A 21,834-nucleotide genomic window follows, 5' to 3' on the forward strand; every position below is an offset into this window, starting at 1 on the left:
GTGATCTTTATGAAGGAAAACGCTTATGGTCAGCGTGGTAGTTTATTGCCGCAGGCCTCTTTTTTCTAATTCCTGTTCGACACTGGCCAGTTGAATGCAAAGTGTAAATAACTCCATGGCTTGTTTTAATTCCGCAAGCGGCGGGAAGGTGGGCGCCAGCCGGATGTTGCTGTCCTTAGGGTCCCTGCCGTAGGGAAAGGTGGCTCCGGCTGATGTCAGGACAACACCGGCCGCTGCCGTCTTAGCCACTGTTTTTTTGGCACAGCCGGGCAGGGTATTGACACTAATGAAGTAACCGCCCTGCGGTTTACTCCAGGAGGCCAGGTTTTTGCCGCCTAACTCAGCTTCCATAATAGCTATGGCCAAATCGAATTTTGGCTTAATGATTGCCGCATGTTTGCGCATATGGGCTTCAATCCCGGCCCGGTCTTTAAAGAACCGCACATGCCGCAATTGATTCAGTTTATCAGGACCGATGGTCTGAATGCCAAGGTGCTTTTTAAACCAATTGATATTGGCCTCGCTGGCGGCCAGGGCGGCAATCCCGGCACCGGCCAGGCTGACCTTGGAGGTGGACGTGAAGACAAAGACCCGGTCAGGCTGACCGGCCTGTTTGCATTCGGCCAGCATATTTAATAGCCGGGGCGGGGTATCGGTCAAATGATGCACGGTGTAAGCATTATCCCAGAAAATCCGGAAGTCAGGGGCTTTAACCGGCATGGCTGCCAGTCGTTTTACCACCGCGTCAGAATAGGTGATACCGGTGGGATTGCTATGCTTGGGCACACACCAGATACCTTTAATTGACGCATCGGCCGCTGCCAGTTGTTCTACCTGCGCCATATCCGGGCCATCATGCTGATATTTAATAGGTATCAGCTCAATGCCAAGATGCTCGCAGATGGCAAAATGCCGGTCATAGCCGGGGCTGGGGCAGAGAAACTTTACCTGCGGCTGTTTTACCCACGGGGTTTCACTGCCTGGCAGTCCATGCAGCATCGCCCGGATAATAAGATCATTCATCAGGTTCAGGCTGGAATTGCCGCCAATGATGACTTCAGCAGGTTTTGCTTCCAGTAGCTGGGCAAAAAGTTCTTTGGCCTCAGGGAGACCGTCCACACCGCCATAATTCCGGCAATCAGTTCCGTCGGCAGCTTTGTAATTTGTCTGATTGATGCAATCTAAAAGCCCGGCAGCAAGGTCTAGCTGGTCAGGGCCTGGTATACCGCGCGACATATTTAGCTTTAGCTTCTGGGCCTGGAATTTCTCATAATGCCGGACTAATTGTAAATAATATTCCTGTAAGGCAGGGTCATTCATTTTTTCTAACTCAGTCATGTTGCATCACTCCTTTGCACTTTTACATTATACAGGATTTGCTAAATTCCGGACAATAAATTTATAGCATTATTTTCATTTTAAACTATAGTAGTACAAAAAAGCGAAGTTAGGTCTTGACAATAGCAGGGAATCATACTACATTTAATTTAACATGAAAGTTGCCTTGCTACGGAACATTTCGCATAGTTAACTGGCTGATCAAAAAAAATGAAGGCCAAAGAGGTTGTTTGCCAACAGCTTCTTTGGCCTTTGGTGTTTTCTAAAATACTGTTTAAAAATGGGGAGTGATAATATGTCTAAAGTTGCTGTTGCCAGTACTGACGGCATCGCGATCAATGAACATTTTGGCAGGTCTAAAGAATTCTGGATTTATGAAGTAGCGGAAACCGGCGCATACCAGTTTATTGAACGCCGGGAAAAAAATGCTCAAGCTGCTCATGCCGGTAAAGGCCACACCATTGCAGCCCAACTGCTTGCTGATGTGGAGGTTGTACTGGCAACTCAGATTGGCCCCCGGGCCGAGCAGGAATTGCAAAGCCACGGCGTGCTTGCCTTGCCGGTGTCAGGCCCTATTGATAAAGCGCTGAAAACCTATGGCCAAAGGCGTAAATTTATCAAAGATAATATCCCCAGAGCAAGTATCGCCAGTCATCCAGGGGGGTGCGGCGGTTGTGCCCATGGTTGCAAGTAGCCGCAAGATTACTGTCAAAACAATATTGACAATTGAATTTGCGCAGATGTATAATGACTTAAGCGTACATGCAAAGTAGCATTGCTGACTGGTCAAAAGAATCAGAGGCTGTGTTCCATTATTATGGGATACAGTCTTTTTTGTTCTACCAGAATTTATAAATAAATTCTGTAGACATTAGATCGGCTATAGGGGATAAAACCTTATTGGATTTCATAGACCGGGTATCATTCAAAGTTGACCAGACATACTGGAGGCTTGGGTTTACTCTTGTTGCGAGACAGGGGTAAAACCAGGCTTCTTTATTACTTCTTTCAGTAAAGCGAGGCGAAAACTATCATCACCATAACAGATGTAAGCAAGACCTATGTTACGCCCCACGCCAGCATAACTGCCCTGCGCAGCGTAAACCTGCAAATTGAAAAAGGTGATATTTTTGGCATTATCGGCTTTAGCGGGGCCGGTAAATCAACCCTCATCAGGTGTTTAAACAGGCTGGAGGAACCTGATTCCGGATCAATTGTGATTGAAGGTCAGTCGATTACCGGCATGGACAAAAAACACCTGCGGCAGGCAAGACGGAAAATTGGCATGATTTTTCAGCAGTTTAATCTCTTTGATGCGAAAACGGTGTTTGAGAACGTGGCTTTCCCGTTAGAGGTTGCCGGTCATTCCCGGGAATTTATCAATAGTAAGGTAAAACAGCTGTTGGAGCTGGTTGGTTTGGCTGATAAGGAGCAGGCTTATCCACTGCAGCTGAGCGGTGGCCAGAAGCAGCGCGTAGGCATTGCCCGGGCCCTCTCTAACGAACCCAATGTCCTCTTAAGTGATGAAGCCACCTCGGCCCTTGACCCCCAAACAACTCTCTCTATCCTGGAGCTGTTGAAAGATATCAATAAAAAACTGGGGCTGACAATCGTGCTGATCACCCATGAACTGGATGTATTAAAGCATATCTGCAATAACATGGCGGTGCTCGAACAGGGCGAAATTGTCGAAACCGGGCCTGTGGATAAATTTTTCCTTAACCCGGAAAGTGATACGGCGAAACGGTTTATTACGATTCTGCAGGGATTTCAGGCCAAAAGGATATACCGGGAGGGAGAAGGCATTTGAGTGAGGATTTATTGGATTTATTGCTCACTGGTTTCAATGAAACCATCTATATGGTCATTCTCTCCACGCTGGCAGCCTTAGCGCTTGGTTTTCCCCTGGGGATCATTCTGGTAGCAACTGAAAAGGGGCATGTGCTGGAATCGCCCAGAATCAATAAGGTGCTTGGTACAACCATCAATATCATTCGCTCTTTTCCGTTCATTATTTTAATTGTCGTTTTGTTGCCCTTAGCAAGGTTTATCGTGGGCACCACCCTCGGGGCTACGGCAGCGGTCGTGCCGCTGGCGATTGGATCGGCGCCGTTTCTGGCCAGAATCATTGAAAACTGCCTGAAGGAGGTCAGTTACGGCAAGGTTGAAGCGGCAATGGCTATTGGCGCCAACCCGCTCACCATCATTACCAGAGTAATGATCCCGGAGGCGCTGCCCTCGCTGGTCAGAGGCATAACCCTTGCTATTATTGCCATAACCGGCTTTACTGCCGTGGCCGGGGCCATCGGCGCCGGCGGGCTGGGCAGTCTGGCGATTCGGTTTGGGTATATGCGCTTCCGGGATGATATTATGCTTGCCACTGTCGTCGTGCTCATTCTTTTGGTTCAGGGGGTGCAATGGGGAGGTGACAGTCTGGCCAAGTATATTAACAGAAAAAGGTATAAATTTGACTAACAATTATAATAAGGGGATGATTTTGTGTTAAGAAGAAACATGATCTTTAAGGCTTTGTTGGCAATTCTCAGTGTTGTTTTTGCCGGCAGTATATTGGCAGGCTGCTCATCAGGCAATAAACAAAGTGCCCAGCCGGCCGCACAACCGGCAGCAAACCAAGAGGTGACTGTTAAAGTCGGGGCGGCAGTGGTACCCCATGCCGAGATATTAAACTTTATTAAACCCAAACTGAAACAAGAGGGGATTAACCTGGAGGTCGTGGTGCTGGATGATGAGGCGCAATTAAATCCGGCCCTGCAAAGCAAGCAGATTGATGCCAACTATTTCCAGCATGTTCCGTATTATGAGTCGGTAGCCAAAGAAAAAGGGTACAATTTTACTGTGGCCGCCAAGGTGCATGTAGAACCGATCGGCTTTTATTCACAGAAGATCAAATCTAAGGATGAACTAAAAGACGGCGCCACAATCGCGATTCCGAACAATCCCTCCAACGAATTCAGGGCGCTGGTGTTATTACAGGCCAACGGGCTGCTCAAATTAAAAGACGGTGTAGCCAACTTCTCAGCCACCCCGCGTGATATTGCCGATAATCCGAAAAAGCTGAAATTTGTAGAAGTCGATTCGGCGCAGCTTACCCGGTCGCTGCCTGATGTTGATGGTGCTATCATTAATACTAACTTTGTTCTCGAAGCGAAAATAGATCCCCAATCGGCTTTGTTCAGAGAAGACGCCAACTCACCCTATGCGAATGACCTGTTTGTCAGGACCGGCGATGAAAACAGGCCTGAGATCAAAAAGATTGCGGAGATTCTAACCTCACCTGATGTAAAGAAGTTCATCCAGGATAAATACGGTGTTGCTGTAGTACCTGCGTTCTAACCAACTCAGCATATTTTACAGAACGATAGGGGGTTGAGCATGAAGCCTGTTAACCTTACCGAGGCGGAGGTTCCCGTGCGGGAAATCCGCCTCGGGTCTATTACCGGTTTTGAGGGAACAGCCGGCGAACTGGTGCGCTGTGCCCGGGCCGGCAGCCTTACCGACAGTACCCGCAGTTTCAGTCAATGTATGGACTGCAGCTCCATTAATGCTTTTTGCCAGCTGGCGATGATTCAGGATGCTGCTGTTGTCAACCATGCGCCGGTAGGTTGTGCCGGTGATTTCTTTACCTTTAACTTTGTCTACCGGGTAGGCCAGATGGAGAGAAAGCAGCCGGCGGTGATCGGCCGTTATTTTAATACCAACATTGAAGAACAGGATACTATTTTTGGCGCGACGCAAAAACTGGCAGACACCATCCGCGCCGCTTATCAGCGTGTACAGCCTAAGGCCATATTCATTACCACCTCCTGCGCCTCCGGCATCATCGGTGATGATGTGGAAGGGGTGGCCAATGATTTAGCCGGGGAATTGGGAATTCCCGTTGTTGCCTGTTTTTGTGAGGGGTTTAAGTCCAAAATCTGGACGACAGGCTTTGATTCAGCGTATCATTCGATTGTCAGAAAGATCGTAAAGCCACCGGCCAGGAAGTCTAATAAGATTAATATTATTAATTTCTGGGGCAGTCATATCTTTGATCAATTATTGCAGCGCTTAGGGTATGAAGCCCATTATATTGTCCCCTTTTCGACGATCGCCCAGCTGGAGCAGATTGCCGAGGCAGCCGCTACCATTCAGATTTGTCCGACGCTGGGTACCTATATCGGCGCCGCGCTGGAGCAGGTATATGGGGTGCCGGAAATCAAAGCCCCGCCGGCTTATGGCATTGCCGGTACTGATCAATGGCTGCGGGAACTGGGAAAAGTCCTGGACCGGGAGCAGGAGACAGAGACAATCATTGCCGAGGAGCATGAGCGGGTACTGCCCAGGCTCAGCGAATACCGCGACAAGCTACAGGGAAAAACCGCGTACCTTACGGCCGGAGCCGCCCATGGGCATGCCTTGATTGCTGTATTAAGAGAATTGGGTATGACCGTGCAGGGGGCCGCCATTTTCCATCATGACCCTATTTATGATAATGGCGATATAACTGCTGACGCCCTGGCCCATGACGTAACTACCTACGGTGATATCCCTAATTATAATGTCTGCAATAAACAGGCCTATGAACTGGTTAATATCTTAAACAAAGTAAGGCCGGATATTATGATTGCCAGACATGGCGGCATGACGCTGTGGGGAGCCAAGCTGGGAATACCAACACTGTTGATCGGAGATGAACAGTTCGGCTTTGGTTATCAGGGAATCCTTAACTATGCGGAACGCATTCTGGAGACCCTGGATAACCGGGAATTTGTCACAAATCTTGCCAGACACAGCACAATGCCTTATACCAAGTGGTGGCTGGAACAAAACCCATTCTCGTTTCTCAGGGGTGACTTAGATGTCAAAGTTTATTGAACAGCCGCGCTACTCTTGCGCCTTAGGCGCACAGCAGTCGGTCATAGCGATAAAAAGGGCTGTTCCTATCCTGCATTCCGGGCCTGGCTGCGGTGATAAAGTCAGCCGGCTGCTGGGGCAGGGAGAGGGCTACGCGGGCGGCAATACTGTGCCCTGCACCAACGCCAGCGAGGCGGAGATTGTCTTTGGCGGCGAGGGCAAACTGGACAGTGTGATTGCGGGGGCGTTCCAGGTTATTGATGCTGATCTCTATGTAGTGCTTACCGGCTGTACTGCCGATATTATCGGCGATGATGTCGGGCAGGTGGCAGGCAGGTACCAGTCTGAGGATAAACCGCTTGTGTATGTGGAGACAGGCGGCTTTAAAAGTAACAACTATGTAAGCCATGAAACCGTGGTTAAAGCCATTATTGACCAGTATGCCGACAAATTCAAAACAGGCACAACGCCAATTAAAGGGCTTGTCAATGTGTTTGCCTCTATTCCCTACCAAGACCCGTTTTGGAACGGAAATCTGGAAGAGCTCAAGCGGATACTGGCAGGGATCGGGCTGACAGTTAATATTCTGTTTGGCGCAGCGTCCGGGGGCGTAGCGGAATGGAAAACCATCCCCCGGGCCGAGTTTAATATTGTTGTAAGCGCCTGGCCGGGTCTGGATATTGCTAAGCATCTGCACGGTAAATATGGAACTCCTTATATTCAGTTTCCGTATTTGCCAATCGGTGGTGTGGAGACAACAAAGTTTTTGCGGCAGGTTATTGATTTTGCCGGTCTGGATGAAGTGAAAGCCGGGGCTTTTATTAAGGCCGAAGAAGAACGCTTCTATCTGCATATTGAACGGACAGCCGACTTTATGCTGGAATTCAGATATGGTCTTCCCCGCCGATTATATACAATACTAGATGCTTCGTATGCGATCGGTTTCGCTAAATATCTGCTTAATGAACTGGGGATTATTCCTGCCAGGCAGTTTATCATCGACGATACGCCGGCGGAGTTTCAGGCGGCGATCTGCGAGCAGTTTAAGCATATTTCGGAATTGCGCTCGGCCCTGGTGAGTTTCTCAACAGATGGCGGCGCTATTCAGGCGGAAATCAGAAGTGATGTTCATAAAAGCCGGGCCTTGATTATTGGCAGTGGCTGGGAACGGGACCTAGCCAGGGAGATCGGGGCCGACCTGTTGATTGTCAGCGTGCCTGTGGCGTACAGGCTTGTCCTGAATTGTGGCTATGCCGGTTATAACGGCGGCCTGCGCGTTATCGAAGATATTTATGACAGAGTGCTTGATACCTATAGATAAAAAGAATTATACCTACTGTTATTTCCAGGCTGATTAGAAGGACTGAAGGCCGGGATTGCTTTACAAGCATTCCTGGCCTTTGGTATTTCAATACAATGAGAAAATTAGGGAGGGGAAATTATGACATTGCACAGGTTTGTAGTGGTCTCATTTTTGGTATTCGTATTGGGGCTTGCTGCCCTATATTCCGGGGTCAACCGGGTGCCGCTGCGGCAGCAGGGCGGCACACATGAGATGCATAAATCGTTCCTGCAGGTTCCTGCAGCCAGCAATACGAAGCTGGTGGCGACAATACCGGTCACTATCCCTGTAGCTAAACATGTGGGTTAAAAGGAGTTGATCGAATGACAAAATATAAGTTTTTTTCCTGGAGCGCAATCCTGCTCAGTGTCCTGCTGCTTGTTTTACCCAGACTAATTCCTATTTGTAACGGGCTGATGCAAAATGGCAGCCCGATGCATTGCCATTATACCTATCAGGCGGAGTTTGTTATTGCCTTACTTGCACTCATTCTTGCCAGTGCCCTGCTTGTGCTGCGTACAGATGAAGCGCGCCTGCTCAGTGGTTTTGTTATTTTACTGCTAGGCATTACTGTGGTTATCCTGCCCCAGACCTGGGCGCTTGGTATTTGTGAGGCTGGCGGGTGCCAGAAAACGGCTTTTTTCAGTGCTATTGGCGGCAGTTTGCTGGCTTTGGCAGGGGCCGGGATTGTATGGCTGACCTGGCGCAGCAATCAATTTCATGAATAAGGGGTTGGGAAGGAGACTAGACTATGATCGTTCTTATTTGGAAAAGTCTGCTGCACCGCAGGCTCCAAAGCCTGGCCATCGTTGTTTCCATTGCCGTTGGCGTAGCCATAGTCTTCAGTGTTGCCGCTATATATAACGGGGTGGCATCAGGCATGGAGCTTTCCAAGCAACGGATGGGCGCCGATATTGTCATTGTGCCGTACGGTGTGACGCTGGAGCCAAGCCTGCTTTTGTTCGGCGGGGCAACTGCCAATTCTTATATGCCCCAAGAGTATACCGAGGGGGTGCGGGGTGTTGAAGGGGTCCGTACGGTTACACCCCAGTTTTATACCCATTCCCTGACTGCCGATTGTCACGACATTGGCAGTCAAAACAGGATGATCGGTTATGATCCGGCGAGTGACTGGATCATTGCCCCCTGGCTCAAGCAGGTGCATAAAACCGGACTCAGCGATGATGAGGTAATTCTTGGTGCGAAGGTGCCGATTTGGACCCAGGATAAAATATCGATATTGGGCAAGTGGTATAATATCGTAACCATTGCCGAGGAAACGGGAACAACCCTGGATTATTCCCTGCTGGTCAGCATGAATGAGGCCAGACGGGTGGTGGCCAGGGATACCTCGCTCAAGCAGGTGTGGCAAAAGCAGGGGCCGCCGGAGGGCCTGATCTCGACGCTGCTGGTGCAGGTTGATGAAGGGGTGGATATTGATAAGGTAGTAGCTAACATCCAAGCGGTTGGACTCATGAAACCTATTGTGGCGGCAGAAGTCAAAAAACGGATTGCTGATCAGTTTACGGTATTTGTCTTTCTGATTGGCGGCATTGGCTTACTGGCAGTGCTGACATCGTTGCTGCACCTGTTTTCGCGGTTTTATACGCTGACCTGGGAACGGCAGGCCGAATGGGGGCTTTACCTGGCCTTTGGCGCCTCCGGACGGCACATTGGCGCCATTATTGCCGGCGAGGCAGTGGCAGTTTCTCTGGCCGGATCGGTAGCCGGACTGGCGCTGGGCAGCGGGTTGTATACTGCCGGCCTGCACCTGCTGGCCAGTTATCAGTCCTTTCCCTTTGTGCAGCCGTCCTGGCTTTTTTTTGCCGGTACCGCCGTGTTAATTACCGTGGTATTTACCGGGTTGGGGGCTTTGGCTGCCTGGCTGCCGGCCTGCCGGGGCAGCCGTATTGATCCTAGTGTCATTATGACGCGGGGGGAGTTTGACTAAAAGGAGAAGGAAAATATGAGCAACCTGATTGAACTGAGGGATGTTGGCAAACAGTACGGGGAGGAGGTTATCTTAGCGAAGGTTTCTTTTGCTTTGGCCAGGGGAACGGCGGCGGCGATTACCGGTCATTCCGGCGGCGGGAAGACTACCCTGCTGTCAATTATGGGATTGCTGCAAAGGGCAACCTCCGGTACAGTACTGGTAGACGGTCAGGACATTGGCAATTTGGCTGCTTCCCGGCTGGCAAAACTGCGGGGGGAGTATGTGGGCTTTGTTTTCCAAAGAGCCCGCCTGATCCATTCGCTGACCGCGCTGGAGAATGTAATCGCTCCGGCCTGGTTTATCAGGAAGGGGGTAAAAGTCGAACAGGAGGCAAAGGTTTTGCTGGAGAATTTTGGGCTGTCCCACCGCTTGCACCATAAGCCCCAGGAACTTAGCCTTGGACAATTGCGGCGGATTGCCCTGGCCCGGGCCTTGCTGCTTAAACCGCCGGTATTACTGGCCGATGAGCCGACTAATGATCTTGATCCGTCTCTGGCGGCTGAGGTAACTGAATGTCTGCTGGCAGCCCGCACCGGCGGGACCGGTGTTGTTATTGTTACCCATGATGCCGGTTTGGCAGCCCGCGCCGACCAGACCTTCCAACTGGCGGAAAAAACGCTGCGTCCGGCCTAAACGGCTGGTTAGTGAGGGGCGCAGGCAACAAAATAAAGGTGAGCCGCCTGATTTTGCTTCAGGTAAGCTCACCTTTATTATTTCTGGCAATCAATGTCCTTGGCATAAGGTGCCCAGCCTGTTTTTTTGTATAATTAGCCACCGGGTTACCAGGTCGGTCAGCTCCTCATGCCGGCCTGTAAACACATGGTCTGCCTCCAGCCGGATAATCTCTTTCCGGCCCCGGTATTGATCATAGATAACCTCGGAGCCTGCCGGCGGTACTACGATATCCTGAGTCCCGTGGATAACCAGCAGGGGTGAGCGCTGCCGGCCAAGCTGCGGCAGCAGCTCATAGCGGTTTTCCAGCAGGTCTTGCACAAAATTCGGGCTGAGACTGAAGCCCTTGCCTAAAAAGTTGGCAACTGTCCGGCCCTGTAAAGAACGCTGCCAGAGGTCCTGGCCCAGGATAATGTCCCGGAAGTTTTCCACAGGCTGTGTTACCGGCGCTAACACCACCCGGCCGGCAATCCCCGTATCTTCATGCCTGAGCACAATCAGACCGCCCAGGCTGTGTCCTACCAGATAAACCGGCAGACCTTCAAACTCGGGCACGTTCCTTACCCAGCTTACGACATTCCGCAGATCTTCCTGCCAGTTTTTAATGGTTGTATCTGCCGCAAACTCGCCTTCGCTTTCCCCGGAGCCGGTAAAGTCAAAGCGAACGGCAATCATGCCGGCCGTAGCAATGGCATTGGCCAGGTGCAGGTTTAATTGATTGGAGCCGATTTTATCGCTGGTAAAGCCATGGCAACAGATCACAACCGGTGTCTGGGTTACCGTGAAGCTGTGGGCATGAATCATGGCTGACAGTTTACGGTTTTGGCTTATTATCCATTCATGCTGTTTCATTTGTGGTCATCCCCCTTAAAATAAAAGAGGCCAGAAAGCGACTTACGTCGTTTTTGGCCTTTAGTTTTTCTAATCAGCGGTAAGTATTAATTTTATTAAATAAAATTATAGCAGGGGTTGCGAGGTTCGTCAAGAGAGATAAAGGAAGCGTGTGTTTGGCAGTAGAAACAGATAGCTTGCTTTTCTACACCCTGCTGAAACATATTCATCAGCAGCCGGCAAAAAAAGGGAATCAGCAACTTCTTTACCTGCAAACACATGTGATTTATAATGAACTATAAGGTCGTTGCAGGAGGATTTAATATGTCGGAATATTCGTGAATTATATTTCGTTCGCTCCAAGGAACAGACTGCCGTTGGCACCTGACTGAATTGTAGGAGGAAGTGTTAATCTTGCAAACAGATAAAATTGCCCTGATTGCTCCTAACCAGGACTTTACTTTACGGGCTGTGGATTTATTCCGTGACTGGGGAGAAAGGATTCATGTGGCGATGGCCTCAGGCAAAGATGTTATTGCGATCGCACAGCAGCTCAGTGAAAAAGGTGCCGATGTGCTTATTTGTTATGCAACCTTTGACGAAGCCGTGAAAACAACAGTCAGCATCCCGACAGTTTCTCTCCGCCCCGGTGTTCTGGACATTTTACGGGGGGTGCAGCAGACAAAGAACTGGCTGGCAGAAAATAAAGAGGAGCAGGATAACACTAAGCTGGTGGTAGGGTTAAGCGGTGATTCTATTGTTGATAACGCCACACTGATAACTGACATTGTGGGGCTAAAGACTAAGGTTTTATCCGGAGTGCCGGCAGCAGGTCCGGACGAAATCGCCGCCATAGTCAGCGAAGTTCCGAACATAGCTGCACTTGAGAATGTTCAGCCGGAATTTATCACCAACGGAATTCCGGTTTTTCCGGTGGCGGTAGGCCGGGAAGCATTACTGCAATCTGTGCGGCAGGCCCGGGAATTAGTCGCTGCCGGTCGTGCTAATGCGGCCAAACTTAAGCAGTTTCAAGCCATTATGGAGTTTACGGGCGAAGGAATTGTGGCCATTGACAGCCGCCGACAGATCACTTATATGAATCATGCGGCAGAAAAAATGCTAAAGACGAGTGAAGAACAGGTGAACACCAATCTTGCTGCGGCTTTCTTGGCCGATATCAACCTAGACGATACCCTGCACTACGGCCAGACAAGAATCGTGTCATTGACAGGAGGGGATCAACAAGCTTTGGCTTGCCGGGTGGTGCCGATGATTGTGGGCGGGCAAACGATTGGCGCGGTATTAACGATCACCGAAGCGCAATTTGTTTATAAGGATAAGTGGAGTAAAGATCATGGCGGGAAAGGGTATAAGGCTGTCTACCATTTTGACGACTTTATCACTGCCAATGCAAGCATGAAAGAAACCATAGCGGCAGCAAAAAATTATGCCGGTGTGGATTCTACAATCCTTATCAATGGCGACACCGGAACCGGAAAAGAGATTATCGCCCAAAGTATCCACAATTATAGCCGGCGCTCTGGCGGACCCTTTGTTGCTGTTAACTGTGCTGCTTTACCGGAAAGCCTGCTGGAAAGTGAACTTTTTGGCTACGAGTACGGGGCTTTTACCGGTGCACGCAAGAATGGGAAAAAAGGTCTGTTCGAACAGGCTGATCAGGGAACTATTTTTCTCGACGAAATTGGCGAAATATCGTTAAGCATTCAGGCCAGGCTGTTAAGAGTTATTCAACAGCGTGAAATTATGCGCATCGGCGGGGATAAAATTATCCCGGTAGATGTCGGTGTCATTGCGGCGACGCACAGAGATCTACCGGAGTTGATCGCAAAAGGATTATTTCGCCGGGATCTTTATCACCGGTTAAGTATCCTCAGGTTAAAACTGCTGCCGCTGGCGGCCAGACAAGAAGATATTCCCTGTTTGGTCGAAAAAATCAATCATAAGCTGGCGGCAAAGTTGTTGAAACGGCCGCTGCAGTTTAGTGCCCCGGCCTGGAATATACTGAACAGGTATCAGTGGCCGGGCAATGTAAGAGAACTGGAGAGTGTCATTGAGCGGTTAATGATTCTCAAGCAAGATTATGTTGTCACCGGTAATGACCTGGAAAGGGTATTGGACTCAGACTGTGACCGGCAGGATGACGGAATAAGATTGGTGCCAAAAGGAACCATGCAGGAAATGGAGCAGTCAATTATCAGGCAGGTATTGCAGGAAACAGGCAGCCACGAACATACTGCAAAAATTTTGGGAATCAGTACGACTACGATTTGGCGGAAAACGAGAACGTTTCAAAATGAAAGAAGCAATTTCAAAATGAAAGAAGAATAAAAATGGCGGCTATAACTCGAATAACAGGCCTGATATATCATTTTTGCATATATCAGGCTTTCAATTTGAAATCGAGAATTTTTGAAAAAATTATAACAATACAACTATTTAGACAATGATCCGCGCCGTTCTTGCTTTTGCCGGAATAAAATGATTAATCAGAAAAATTGGCGCGATACTTGCATTATATATTTTTTGAAAGTGAGGCTGGATATATTGATGGAACGGCTGGCGATTATCGCAGACAACCTAATCGGGGCCAATGACGCGGGGGTACAATTTCGGAAATTTGGCTTTAGTACACAAGTTGTACTGAACCATTTGGATGTAGTTGGCCGCTGCGCGGGTGTAGACGTTATTTCAGTCAACACCAACTCACGGACCGTTTCGGCCGCGGTGGCTTATGACCGCGTTAACCAAGTAGCGGCGGCGTTGCACAAGCTTGGGTTTAAGCGATTTTATAAAAAGATTGACTCCACGTTACGGGGAAATATTATCGAAGAACTACAAGCCATGATGGATGCACTGGCGCTTACTCTGGCGGTCATCGTACCCTCTTATCCGGCTCATGGACGGATTGTGGAAAATGGGTATTTGCAGCTTGTGCAAGAATGGGGCGGCAGCAGTGTGCCTGTTCCTGTCGGTTATATACCTTCCATTATCAGATGCAGCCCCAGTTTACCGGTGGCTGTTATTGACCTTAATGATGTCCGCCAGGGTGAGAAAAAGATTGTCCAGAAAATTACCGCTTTGCATACCGCCGGCATCCGCGTGATTGCCATTGATGCAGTGACTGAAGTAGATCTGCGGAATATTGCCGTAGCTTTATGCCGCTTGCCGCTCCCGTATCTGGCCGCCGGTTCATCCGGTTTAGCGGGTAGTCTGCCGATTGCCTGGAAGGTTGTAAACCAGGCAATTTTGAGCGCGCGGCAGGGGACCCTGGTGGTTGCCGGAACGTTAAATCAGGTTACCGCAGAGCAAATAACCAGCATGCTGGATTATCCCGATACGGAGTTAATTCCTATTCAGGCAGCGGCTATCTATGCGGGCCGGATTGCGGAAGAACAGGCAAGGGTGATGACAAGTATAGGAGCCGCGCTGATTAACGGCCGGATTCCGGTAGTTGTCATTGATACACTGCTGGAAAACCGCAACCACACAGATGCTCTCAGTCTGTCGGTACAGGTACAAAAGGTTGGTCATATTGTCACTGCCTTATTAGCCCACATTGCCAAGGAAACTGCTGAACAGCATGGTTTATGTAATCTTGTTATATCCGGCGGGGGGACGGCGACAAGTATTTGCCAGACTCTGGGGATCACAGTCATTGATCTTGAGCGGGAATTACTCGCAGGGATACCGATTGGCAAAGCAGTTGGCGGCCATTGCGACGGGTTGCATCTGGTCACTAAAGCCGGTGGTTTTGGCAAGCGAAACTCGCTGCGGAAAGTATTGGAGTTGTTATAACAAGGGATTCATATAGTGTCAATGGCTGCTAATGGCAGGGCAAGGGAGGGATAAGGCAGGAAAGGAATGGCATTTGCCAGGCACTATATAGAAAAATAAGGGGGAAATTATGAAAAAACTGCTTTTGCTGGCCTTGCTGACGGTTAGCCTTGTTACTGTGGCTGGCTGTGGCGGAACCGGCACGAAAAGTGAGCCCGGATCTGCGAAGAAACCAATTACACTCAAGTTAGGACACATACAAAGCGAAGCCGATTTGTGGCATCAAGGAGCCCGGAAATTTGCCGAACTGGTTGAGCAAAAGACGAATGGGGAAGTGAAAGTTCAAATATTTCCCAACTCCACCATTGGCAATGACCGCGATATGACGGAAGGTTTACAGATGGGCTCGGTAGACTTTGCTTTAGTTGCCGGAGTTCTCGGCAATTTTGAGCCGACCTTACAAATCATGGAAATGCCTTATTTATTTAAGGATGAAGCACATTTACGCAAGGTAATCTATGGACCGGTAGGCGATGAACTGTTAGACAAATTACTGAAAAGCTCGAACATCAGAGGGCTGTCCTTCTGGGAGCGCGGCCCGCGTCAATTAACCACAAATAAGCCGGTTAACTCGCTTGCGGACATTAAAGGAATAAAAATCCGGGTACCGGAGATTCCCCCCATGGTCGCCGCCTGGAAAGCTATGGACGCAAATCCCACCCCGATGGCTTGGGGAGAAGTCTACACCGCATTGCAGCAAAATGTGATTGAAGCTCAGGAAAACCCTGTACCGTACATCCATGCCGGTAAAATTTATGAAGTGCAAAAATATCTTGCCATGACCAATCACAAGTATGAGTATGTTGTTATGGCGATGAGCAATAAGACCTGGGAGAAGCTGACGCCTGATCAGCAAACAGCAATTAGCGAAGCTGCCATAGAAGCCACTCAATATGAGAACAAACTGGTTGCCGACAAATCGAATGACCTGTTAAACGATTTACAGGCCAAAGGAATGCAGGTAACCAAACCGGATACTACTGAGTGGGCTAAAGCAGCCCAAACCACGCATCAGGAATTTGCTGAAAAATACGGGCTGGATCTCTATAATAAAATTATCGAAGCCGGCAAGTAATTCTAACTAAATTCTGCTGCACAGCAGAGGACTTCCCCGGGATGAAGTCTCCGGGGAAGTCCTCTTAATTAAGAAAGGGGAAATGCCTGTGTTCTCAGTGTGGGAAGAAAAGTTATACAAGCTTCTCTTAGGGCTATGCTTTTTGTTAATGCTGGCTATGGTATCGATAATTTTTCTCCAGGTCATTGCCCGCTATGCCTTTGGCAACTCATTAACCTGGTCGGAGGAAGCGGGGCGGTACCTGTTTGTATGGATGACATTCCTGGGCACGCCCCTGGCAGTGCGCAACCGGTCCCATGTGGCGCTCGACGTGCTCATCGGCAAACTGCCGCGGCAGTTACGAAAGCCGGTAATCGCTTTTGGCTACCTGGCGATGATGGCGCTGGCCGGTGTTATGATTTATGCCGCGGTCAATATGATGACCCTTGGTTCGCGTCAGGTCAGCGCAGCATTGCAGCTGCCAATGAAATGGGTGTACCTGGTTTTACCGGTCAGCGGTGCGCTGATTGTTTTTTACCTGGCCAAAAACCTGTATGAAGATTGCATACAAGGAGGTCCTAAGGTTTGACGCCTATACTATTTTCAACTTTTATTGCCTTGGTTTTTCTCGGAGTGCCCATTGCCTTTGTCTTAGGTATAGCCTCCTTAGCGGCCATGGTATTTGTTGGTGATTACCCGTTGCAGGTAGTAGTGCAGCGGATGTTTGCCGCAGTAGACTCTTTCCCGCTAATGGCCATCCCCTTCTTTATGCTGGCCGGTTCGCTCATGGAAAAAGGCGGGATTACCAGCCGCATTGTTGGTTTTGCTTTATCGCTGGTGGGTGGCATCCGCGGCAGTTTGTCGCATGTGGTTTCGATTACCGGGGTCATTATGGGCGGTATTTCCGGGTCAGCTGTTGCCGATACGGCCGCTATTGGGAGCATCATGGTGCCGGAAATGGCAAAACGTAACTATCACAGGGATTATTCTGCCGCTTTGGTAGCTGCGGCTGGCAGTATCGGCCTGATTCTGCCGCCCAGTATTGCCATGATTATTTACGGGGTGTCGGCCAATGCTTCCATTGGTGACTTGTTTATGGCCGGGTTTTTGCCTGGTTTACTGTGTGCCGGCGGTTTCATGCTTTACGCCCATTATGTAGCTATCAAGCGCGGTTATCCAATTGAAGGCAAAAAGTCCTGGTCGGAGCGGTGGGTTTCTTTTAAAGATTCGATCTGGGCCCTCCTGATGCCGGTAGTTATTATTGTTGGTATTCGCTATGGTGTTTTCACTCCCACCGAAGGCGGGGTTGTTGCTGCTGTATACGCTATCGTGGTCGGTAAGTTCATTTATAAGGAATTACAATGGAGCGATTTTCCCCAGGTTTTTGGGCAGGCAACGATCAGTACAGCCACAATTTCTTTCCTGATTGCCACAGCCTCGTTATTTAGCTGGTTGCTAGCCTGTGAACAAATACCGCAGCAGCTTACCGCGGCAATTTTGAGTCTTTCCGACAATAAATTTGTTGTTTTAGCCATGATTAACCTACTGCTCCTTTTTGTCGGCATGTTCTTAGACAGCGGGCCGGCCATTATTTTACTGGTGCCTGTGCTGGTACCTGTAGCCCAGTCACTGGACGTTAACCTTGTCCAGTTTGGTTTGATGATGGTCATCAATGTAACGATCGGTTTGTTGACGCCCCCGGTAGGGACAGCCCTGTTTGTTGCCAGTAATATATCTAAAGTACCTTTATTAACCTTAAGCCGGGCGATGCTTCCCTTTGTCGGCATTATGCTGATTGTGTTACTGCTCATTACCTATGTGCCGGAATTGACTACCTGGGTAATTAAAAAATAATAAGCATGGAAGGCGGTAGCAATGAAACAGGAACTGTACTTAATCAAAGATACGGAGCGGCCGGATAAACTAGAGCTTGCCGATATATTCCGCCATATTGACGAGGGGTTCAGAGACCAAACGGCGGGAAAATCACTGGCAGGCAAGAAAATCGGCGTTCTGTCAGGCAGCCGGGGTATCCGTAACATGAAGGAAATTATTAAGCATGTTGCCGGCCTGCTGCAGGCAGCCGGGGCAGAGGCCGTTGTCCTGCCGGCCATGGGTAGCCACGGCGGAGCCACCGCCGCAGGGCAAAAAGCCGTTTTGGCTGATTACGGAATTACTGAGGAGTATCTTGGTGTGCCCATTGTTTCCGGCATGGAAGTCGAACAGGTGGGTGACGTCAACGGCCATCCGGTATATGCCGACAGAAACGCGGTGGCTCTGGATGGTGTCGTGCCTGTCAACAGAGTAAAAGCGCATACCGATTTTCATGGTCCCCATGAGAGCGGTGTGGTTAAAATGTTAGCGATCGGGATCGGGAAACGGGCGCAAGCCGAGGCCATCCACCGCCACGGCATCAGCGGGCTCAGGGAGCTCATTCCGCAAGTAGCCGCCGTCGTGCTGCAGCGGGTGCCGTTAATCGCGGCGGTGGCTATTGTTGAAAACAAGTTTGATGAAACCGCAATGATCGAAGTGCTGGGGGCGGGAAATATTTTCAGCCGGGAGCAAGAACTGCTGGTATTGTCGAAGAAACTGCTGCCCCGGATTCCCTTTGACAATTTAGACGTGCTTGTTGTCCGGGAAATGGGAAAAAATATTTCCGGGGTTGGGGTAGATCCCAATGTTACGAAACGGATGCGCATCGGCGAGGTAGTTGACGAACCGGGGGGGCCAAAACGGATCGTGGCTCTGGATTTAACCAAAGAATCCGGAGGTAATGCAGTTGGCTTGGGAATTCCGGACGTTATTACTGAACGTCTGTATCATAAAGTGGATTTTCCCAAAACGTATATCAATACCATCACTTCCGGTTTCTTAGAGCGGTGTTTCGTACCGGTAAAAGTGTCTAATGATTACGAAGCCGTTCGCGTCGGACTCAACACATGCGGCCGTGCCGCAGACTGGGACTGTGCGCGCATGGTGTTTATAAAAAACACGCTATCGCTTGGCGAGATGTATATTTCACCGGCATTGATCAGGGAAGTGCCGGCAGAATATGTTGTCGAAAAAACTGCTGTAACGAAAGTGTTTGATAGTAATGGCGACTTAATGCTAGCATGGTAAGCAGCAGGCTTGATAAGAGTTAATAATAAGGGGGCTGACTAAATGAGTTGTAGTTGCAAGCGCAGTCGCAGTCAGTATTTACGAACCGTAAATTATCAGGGTGATGGCTTGAGAGCCGGAATGCAATGGGATGATTCCGATCTGGGGAAAATGCAGATTCTCATTGACACTGTTCATGGCGATAGTCATCCTGGCAGCAGCCACTTGGGCGGACTTGCTGATGAGGCTAAAATTGGTGTTTATGAAACACAGGGAAAACCGGCAGTTTATGCAGTTACCGATATCTGTGACGGTATTGCGATGGCCCATGACGGGATGAATTACTCCCTGGCCAGCCGGGAGATTATGTCCTTTATGTTCGAAATCCATGCCCTGGCGTCACCCTATGACGGCGCCATATTCATGGCATCCTGCGACAAATCGGTACCCGCGCAATTAATGACCATGCTGCGTCTTGATATGCCGGCAATCCATGTTTGCGGCGGTTCAATGCTCAGCGGCCCTGAGTATATGTCTTCCGAGATACTGTATGGAGCAGGCGACAAATATGCCAAGGGGAATCTCAGCGAGCAGGAGCTGATGTACTATTCGCGGAACTGTTGTCCCAGTGCCGGTGCCTGCCAGTTTATCGGGACGGCCAGTACCATGCAATGCATGGCAGAGGCGCTGGGACTGGCTCTGCCGGGAAATGCCCTGGCCGCAGCGTACACGACTCATCTGACCCGGTTTGCCCGCCGGTCAGGCCGGCAAATTACCGAGAATGTCCAAAATTCCTTGATTCCCCGCAAGTTTATTACGAAAGAGAGCTTCATGAATGCCCTGATGGTTCACGCGGCGTTGGGGGGGTCTACCAATGCGCTTTTGCATCTGCCGGCTATTGCCCGTGAGGTGGGAATTTCGATCGAACAGCAGGAGTTTGACGCTGTTAATCGTGAAGTACCTGTACTTGTCAGCCTGAAAACAGGGGGACAATGGCCAACCGATTTATTCTGGTATGCCGGCGGTGTACCGGCCCTTATGCGTGAGCTTAAAGATATATTATATCTTGATGCCATGACTGTTACCGGCAAGACTGTGGGTGAGAACCTGGAACAGCTGGCAGCAGCAGGCTGGTTTGCCGAAGTAAACAGTTACCTGACAAATTACAAAATATCAGCAGGTGATATTGTTAAAACCCGGCAAAAGCCGGTGAAGCCCCAGGGTAACATCAAAATTCTCAAAGGCAACCTGGCGCCTGAAGGCGCTGTAATTAAGTTGTCCGGTGTAGATGAGGCCATTCACAACTTTATTGGCACGGCGCGTGTATTTGATTCTGAGGAAACAGCGGTGGCTGACTTGCTTGCCGGGAAAATTGGCCCGAAAACAGCCCTCTTTATCCGGTTTGAAGGACCAAAAGGCTCCGGCATGCCGGAAATGCTGAGAACGACCGAGGCCTTATGGAATATGCCTGAGCTGGCGAGCAGCGTGGCTCTGTTTACCGATGGCCGTTTTTCCGGCGCCACCCGGGGACCGGCAGTCGGTCATATTGCTCCGGAAGGAGTAGCAGGCGGCCCGATTGCCTATCTGGAAGATGACGATCTGATAAAAATGGATGTCGCTGCCCGCACTCTGGATATTGTCGGCATTAAAGGTAAACCGGCCACACCTGAAGCGGTGGCCGCAATCCTGGCCGAACGTAAGAAAACCAAAGTATTCCCGGTAAAAGAGACAACACCGCTACTTAGGCTCTACAAAAAACTGGCCCGCACGTGTACTGAAGGAGCAGGCTTAGAGATTTAGTCAATAACCGAACATGCTAATAAAAAATAGGAGGGTGCTATTATGGCAAAAAAGACAATTAATGATTTCAGTTTCATGGCGGCCAAAGGAGAAAAGATTGTTTACTTAACGGCCTATGACTATCTTACTGCCAAAATGCAGGAAAAGGCCGGCATTGATATGATTTTGGTGGGAGATTCGCTGGGCATGGTAAGTTTGGGCTATGACACCACTTTCCCGGTAACGATGGATGATATGGTTCGCCATTGTCAGGCCGTACGGCGCGGCGCTCCCCAGACCTTTATTGTTGGCGATATGCCTTATATGTCTTATCAAAAATCGGATGAAGACGCTATTGCTAATGCCGGGCGTTTGGTAAAAGAGGCTGCGGTTGACGCCATTAAGCTCGAAGGTGGCGGCGAAATGATTTCCCGCAGGGTTAGAGCCATTCAACAGGCCGGTATCCTGGTCATGGGCCATATTGGTCTAACTCCGCAATTCATGGGACAAATTGGCGGTTATAAAGCGCAGGGGCGCAGCGCGGCGGCGGCCATGAAGCTGGTGGATCAGGCCAAAGTGCTTGAAGCAGCCGGGGCCTTCAGTATTTTAGTCGAAGGAGTACCGCCGGTGGTTGGTAAGGCAATTACCGAAGCCGCCGGCATTCCCATTCTTGGCATTGGTGCCGGATCTTACACGCATGGCCAACTGCTGATTTACGCCGATATGGTCGGCATGTATGATAACTTCACCCCGAAGTTTGTTAAGAAATATGCCGGTGTTGGCGAAGTCCTGACCAATGCCTTCAGGGAATATGCCGCTGAAGTAAGACAGGGACAATTCCCGGTTGATACTGAGCATGCGTACAAGATGAGCGAGGAAGAGACCAAAGAGTTTTTAGTGGCGTTGGCAGGCGGCCACCGCCCCACCCCCCAGCCGGATAAACAAATTTAAATCTGGTAAAAGATAAAAATATTGCAAAATCCTCTTGTGTTTTTGGCAGGTATTCGGTATAATGTG

General features: G+C 49.6%; 21 protein-coding genes. 19 read left to right on the forward strand and 2 right to left on the reverse strand.

Translation table 11 applies throughout. The features are described from left to right. Positions 1-42: 42 nt before the first annotated feature. The gene (locus tag SPTER_RS03105) at positions 43-1,338 is read right to left on the reverse strand and encodes an aspartate aminotransferase type Ic (protein ID WP_144349008.1); all 1,296 of its coding nucleotides are present in this window, start codon (positions 1,336-1,338) and stop codon (positions 43-45) included. Positions 1,339-1,633: 295 nt separating this feature from the next. Between SPTER_RS03105 and SPTER_RS03110 the strand changes: the two genes are divergently transcribed. From SPTER_RS03110 to SPTER_RS03155, 10 genes are all read left to right on the forward strand, one after another. Then, entirely contained in the window at positions 1,634-2,032 is a 399-nt protein-coding gene (locus SPTER_RS03110; RefSeq protein ID WP_144349009.1) for a NifB/NifX family molybdenum-iron cluster-binding protein, read from the forward strand. Positions 2,033-2,476: 444 nt separating this feature from the next. Next, positions 2,477-3,148: a methionine ABC transporter ATP-binding protein gene (locus SPTER_RS03115; protein ID WP_246105595.1), complete on the forward strand. Its 672-nt coding sequence runs from the start codon at positions 2,477-2,479 to the stop codon at positions 3,146-3,148. Continuing rightward, complete coding sequence (locus tag SPTER_RS03120) at positions 3,145-3,813, forward strand: methionine ABC transporter permease (protein ID WP_144349011.1); 669 nt, start codon at positions 3,145-3,147, stop codon at positions 3,811-3,813. The genes SPTER_RS03115 and SPTER_RS03120 overlap by 4 nt, the downstream gene beginning before the upstream one ends. A 39-nt stretch (positions 3,814-3,852) precedes the next feature. Further along, positions 3,853-4,692, forward strand: coding sequence for a MetQ/NlpA family ABC transporter substrate-binding protein (locus SPTER_RS03125; protein ID WP_144352721.1), 840 nt, complete (start codon positions 3,853-3,855; stop codon positions 4,690-4,692). Between the two features lie 39 nt (positions 4,693-4,731). Beyond that, positions 4,732-6,213 carry a nitrogenase component 1 gene (locus SPTER_RS03130; protein WP_144349012.1) on the forward strand — a complete coding sequence of 494 codons (1,482 nt, stop codon included), beginning with the start codon at positions 4,732-4,734 and terminating at the stop codon, positions 6,211-6,213. Continuing rightward, positions 6,197-7,513, forward strand: a complete 1,317-nt coding sequence (locus tag SPTER_RS03135) for a nitrogenase component 1 (protein ID WP_144349013.1) — start codon at positions 6,197-6,199, stop codon at positions 7,511-7,513. Before SPTER_RS03130 ends, SPTER_RS03135 begins: the two co-directional genes overlap by 17 nt. A gap of 120 nt (positions 7,514-7,633) precedes the next feature. Further along, positions 7,634-7,843 (forward strand): hypothetical protein, encoded by a 210-nt coding sequence (locus SPTER_RS03140; protein WP_144349014.1) that lies wholly within the window; start codon positions 7,634-7,636, stop codon positions 7,841-7,843. A gap of 14 nt (positions 7,844-7,857) precedes the next feature. Next, positions 7,858-8,262: a DUF4418 family protein gene (locus tag SPTER_RS03145; protein WP_144349015.1), complete on the forward strand. Its 405-nt coding sequence runs from the start codon at positions 7,858-7,860 to the stop codon at positions 8,260-8,262. Positions 8,263-8,285: 23 nt separating this feature from the next. Next, a complete protein-coding gene (locus SPTER_RS03150) occupies positions 8,286-9,485 on the forward strand; it encodes an ABC transporter permease (protein ID WP_144349016.1) in 1,200 nt (399 codons plus the stop codon). A gap of 15 nt (positions 9,486-9,500) precedes the next feature. Further along, on the forward strand, positions 9,501-10,160 hold the full coding sequence (locus SPTER_RS03155; protein WP_144349017.1) for an ABC transporter ATP-binding protein: 660 nt from the start codon (positions 9,501-9,503) through the stop codon (positions 10,158-10,160). Positions 10,161-10,250: 90 nt separating this feature from the next. On the opposite strand, the gene SPTER_RS03160 is transcribed toward SPTER_RS03155, so the two are convergent. After that, positions 10,251-11,051 (reverse strand): alpha/beta hydrolase, encoded by an 801-nt coding sequence (locus tag SPTER_RS03160; protein ID WP_144349018.1) that lies wholly within the window; start codon positions 11,049-11,051, stop codon positions 10,251-10,253. Between the two features lie 155 nt (positions 11,052-11,206). Here SPTER_RS03160 and SPTER_RS25575 point away from each other — a divergent pair, with 155 nt between their 5' ends. The 9 genes from SPTER_RS25575 to panB all read left to right on the forward strand — a co-directional run bounded on the left by SPTER_RS25575 (position 11,207) and on the right by panB (position 21,768). After that, positions 11,207-11,332 (forward strand): hypothetical protein, encoded by a 126-nt coding sequence (locus tag SPTER_RS25575; RefSeq protein ID WP_281289494.1) that lies wholly within the window; start codon positions 11,207-11,209, stop codon positions 11,330-11,332. A gap of 112 nt (positions 11,333-11,444) precedes the next feature. After that, positions 11,445-13,379, forward strand: coding sequence for a sigma 54-interacting transcriptional regulator (locus SPTER_RS03165; protein WP_144349019.1), 1,935 nt, complete (start codon positions 11,445-11,447; stop codon positions 13,377-13,379). 201 nt (positions 13,380-13,580) lie between these two features. Further along, a complete protein-coding gene (locus tag SPTER_RS03170; RefSeq protein ID WP_246105596.1) occupies positions 13,581-14,846 on the forward strand; it encodes a four-carbon acid sugar kinase family protein in 1,266 nt (421 codons plus the stop codon). 109 nt (positions 14,847-14,955) lie between these two features. Next, a complete protein-coding gene (locus SPTER_RS03175) occupies positions 14,956-15,960 on the forward strand; it encodes a TRAP transporter substrate-binding protein (protein ID WP_144349021.1) in 1,005 nt (334 codons plus the stop codon). Between the two features lie 88 nt (positions 15,961-16,048). Further along, complete coding sequence (locus tag SPTER_RS03180; RefSeq protein ID WP_170233129.1) at positions 16,049-16,528, forward strand: TRAP transporter small permease; 480 nt, start codon at positions 16,049-16,051, stop codon at positions 16,526-16,528. Then, positions 16,525-17,793 carry a TRAP transporter large permease gene (locus SPTER_RS03185; RefSeq protein WP_144349023.1) on the forward strand — a complete coding sequence of 423 codons (1,269 nt, stop codon included), beginning with the start codon at positions 16,525-16,527 and terminating at the stop codon, positions 17,791-17,793. Before SPTER_RS03180 ends, SPTER_RS03185 begins: the two co-directional genes overlap by 4 nt. A 21-nt stretch (positions 17,794-17,814) precedes the next feature. Beyond that, the gene (locus tag SPTER_RS03190; RefSeq protein ID WP_144349024.1) at positions 17,815-19,059 is read left to right on the forward strand and encodes a nickel pincer cofactor-dependent isomerase, group 22; all 1,245 of its coding nucleotides are present in this window, start codon (positions 17,815-17,817) and stop codon (positions 19,057-19,059) included. A gap of 42 nt (positions 19,060-19,101) precedes the next feature. Beyond that, entirely contained in the window at positions 19,102-20,838 is a 1,737-nt protein-coding gene (gene ilvD, locus SPTER_RS03195; RefSeq protein ID WP_144349025.1) for a dihydroxy-acid dehydratase, read from the forward strand. Between the two features lie 42 nt (positions 20,839-20,880). Then, positions 20,881-21,768 carry a 3-methyl-2-oxobutanoate hydroxymethyltransferase gene (gene panB, locus SPTER_RS03200; RefSeq protein ID WP_144349026.1) on the forward strand — a complete coding sequence of 296 codons (888 nt, stop codon included), beginning with the start codon at positions 20,881-20,883 and terminating at the stop codon, positions 21,766-21,768. The last annotated feature ends 66 nt before the right edge of the window (positions 21,769-21,834 follow it).

Source organism: Sporomusa termitida (assembly GCF_007641255.1).
GTDB lineage: Bacteria > Bacillota > Negativicutes > Sporomusales > Sporomusaceae > Sporomusa > Sporomusa termitida.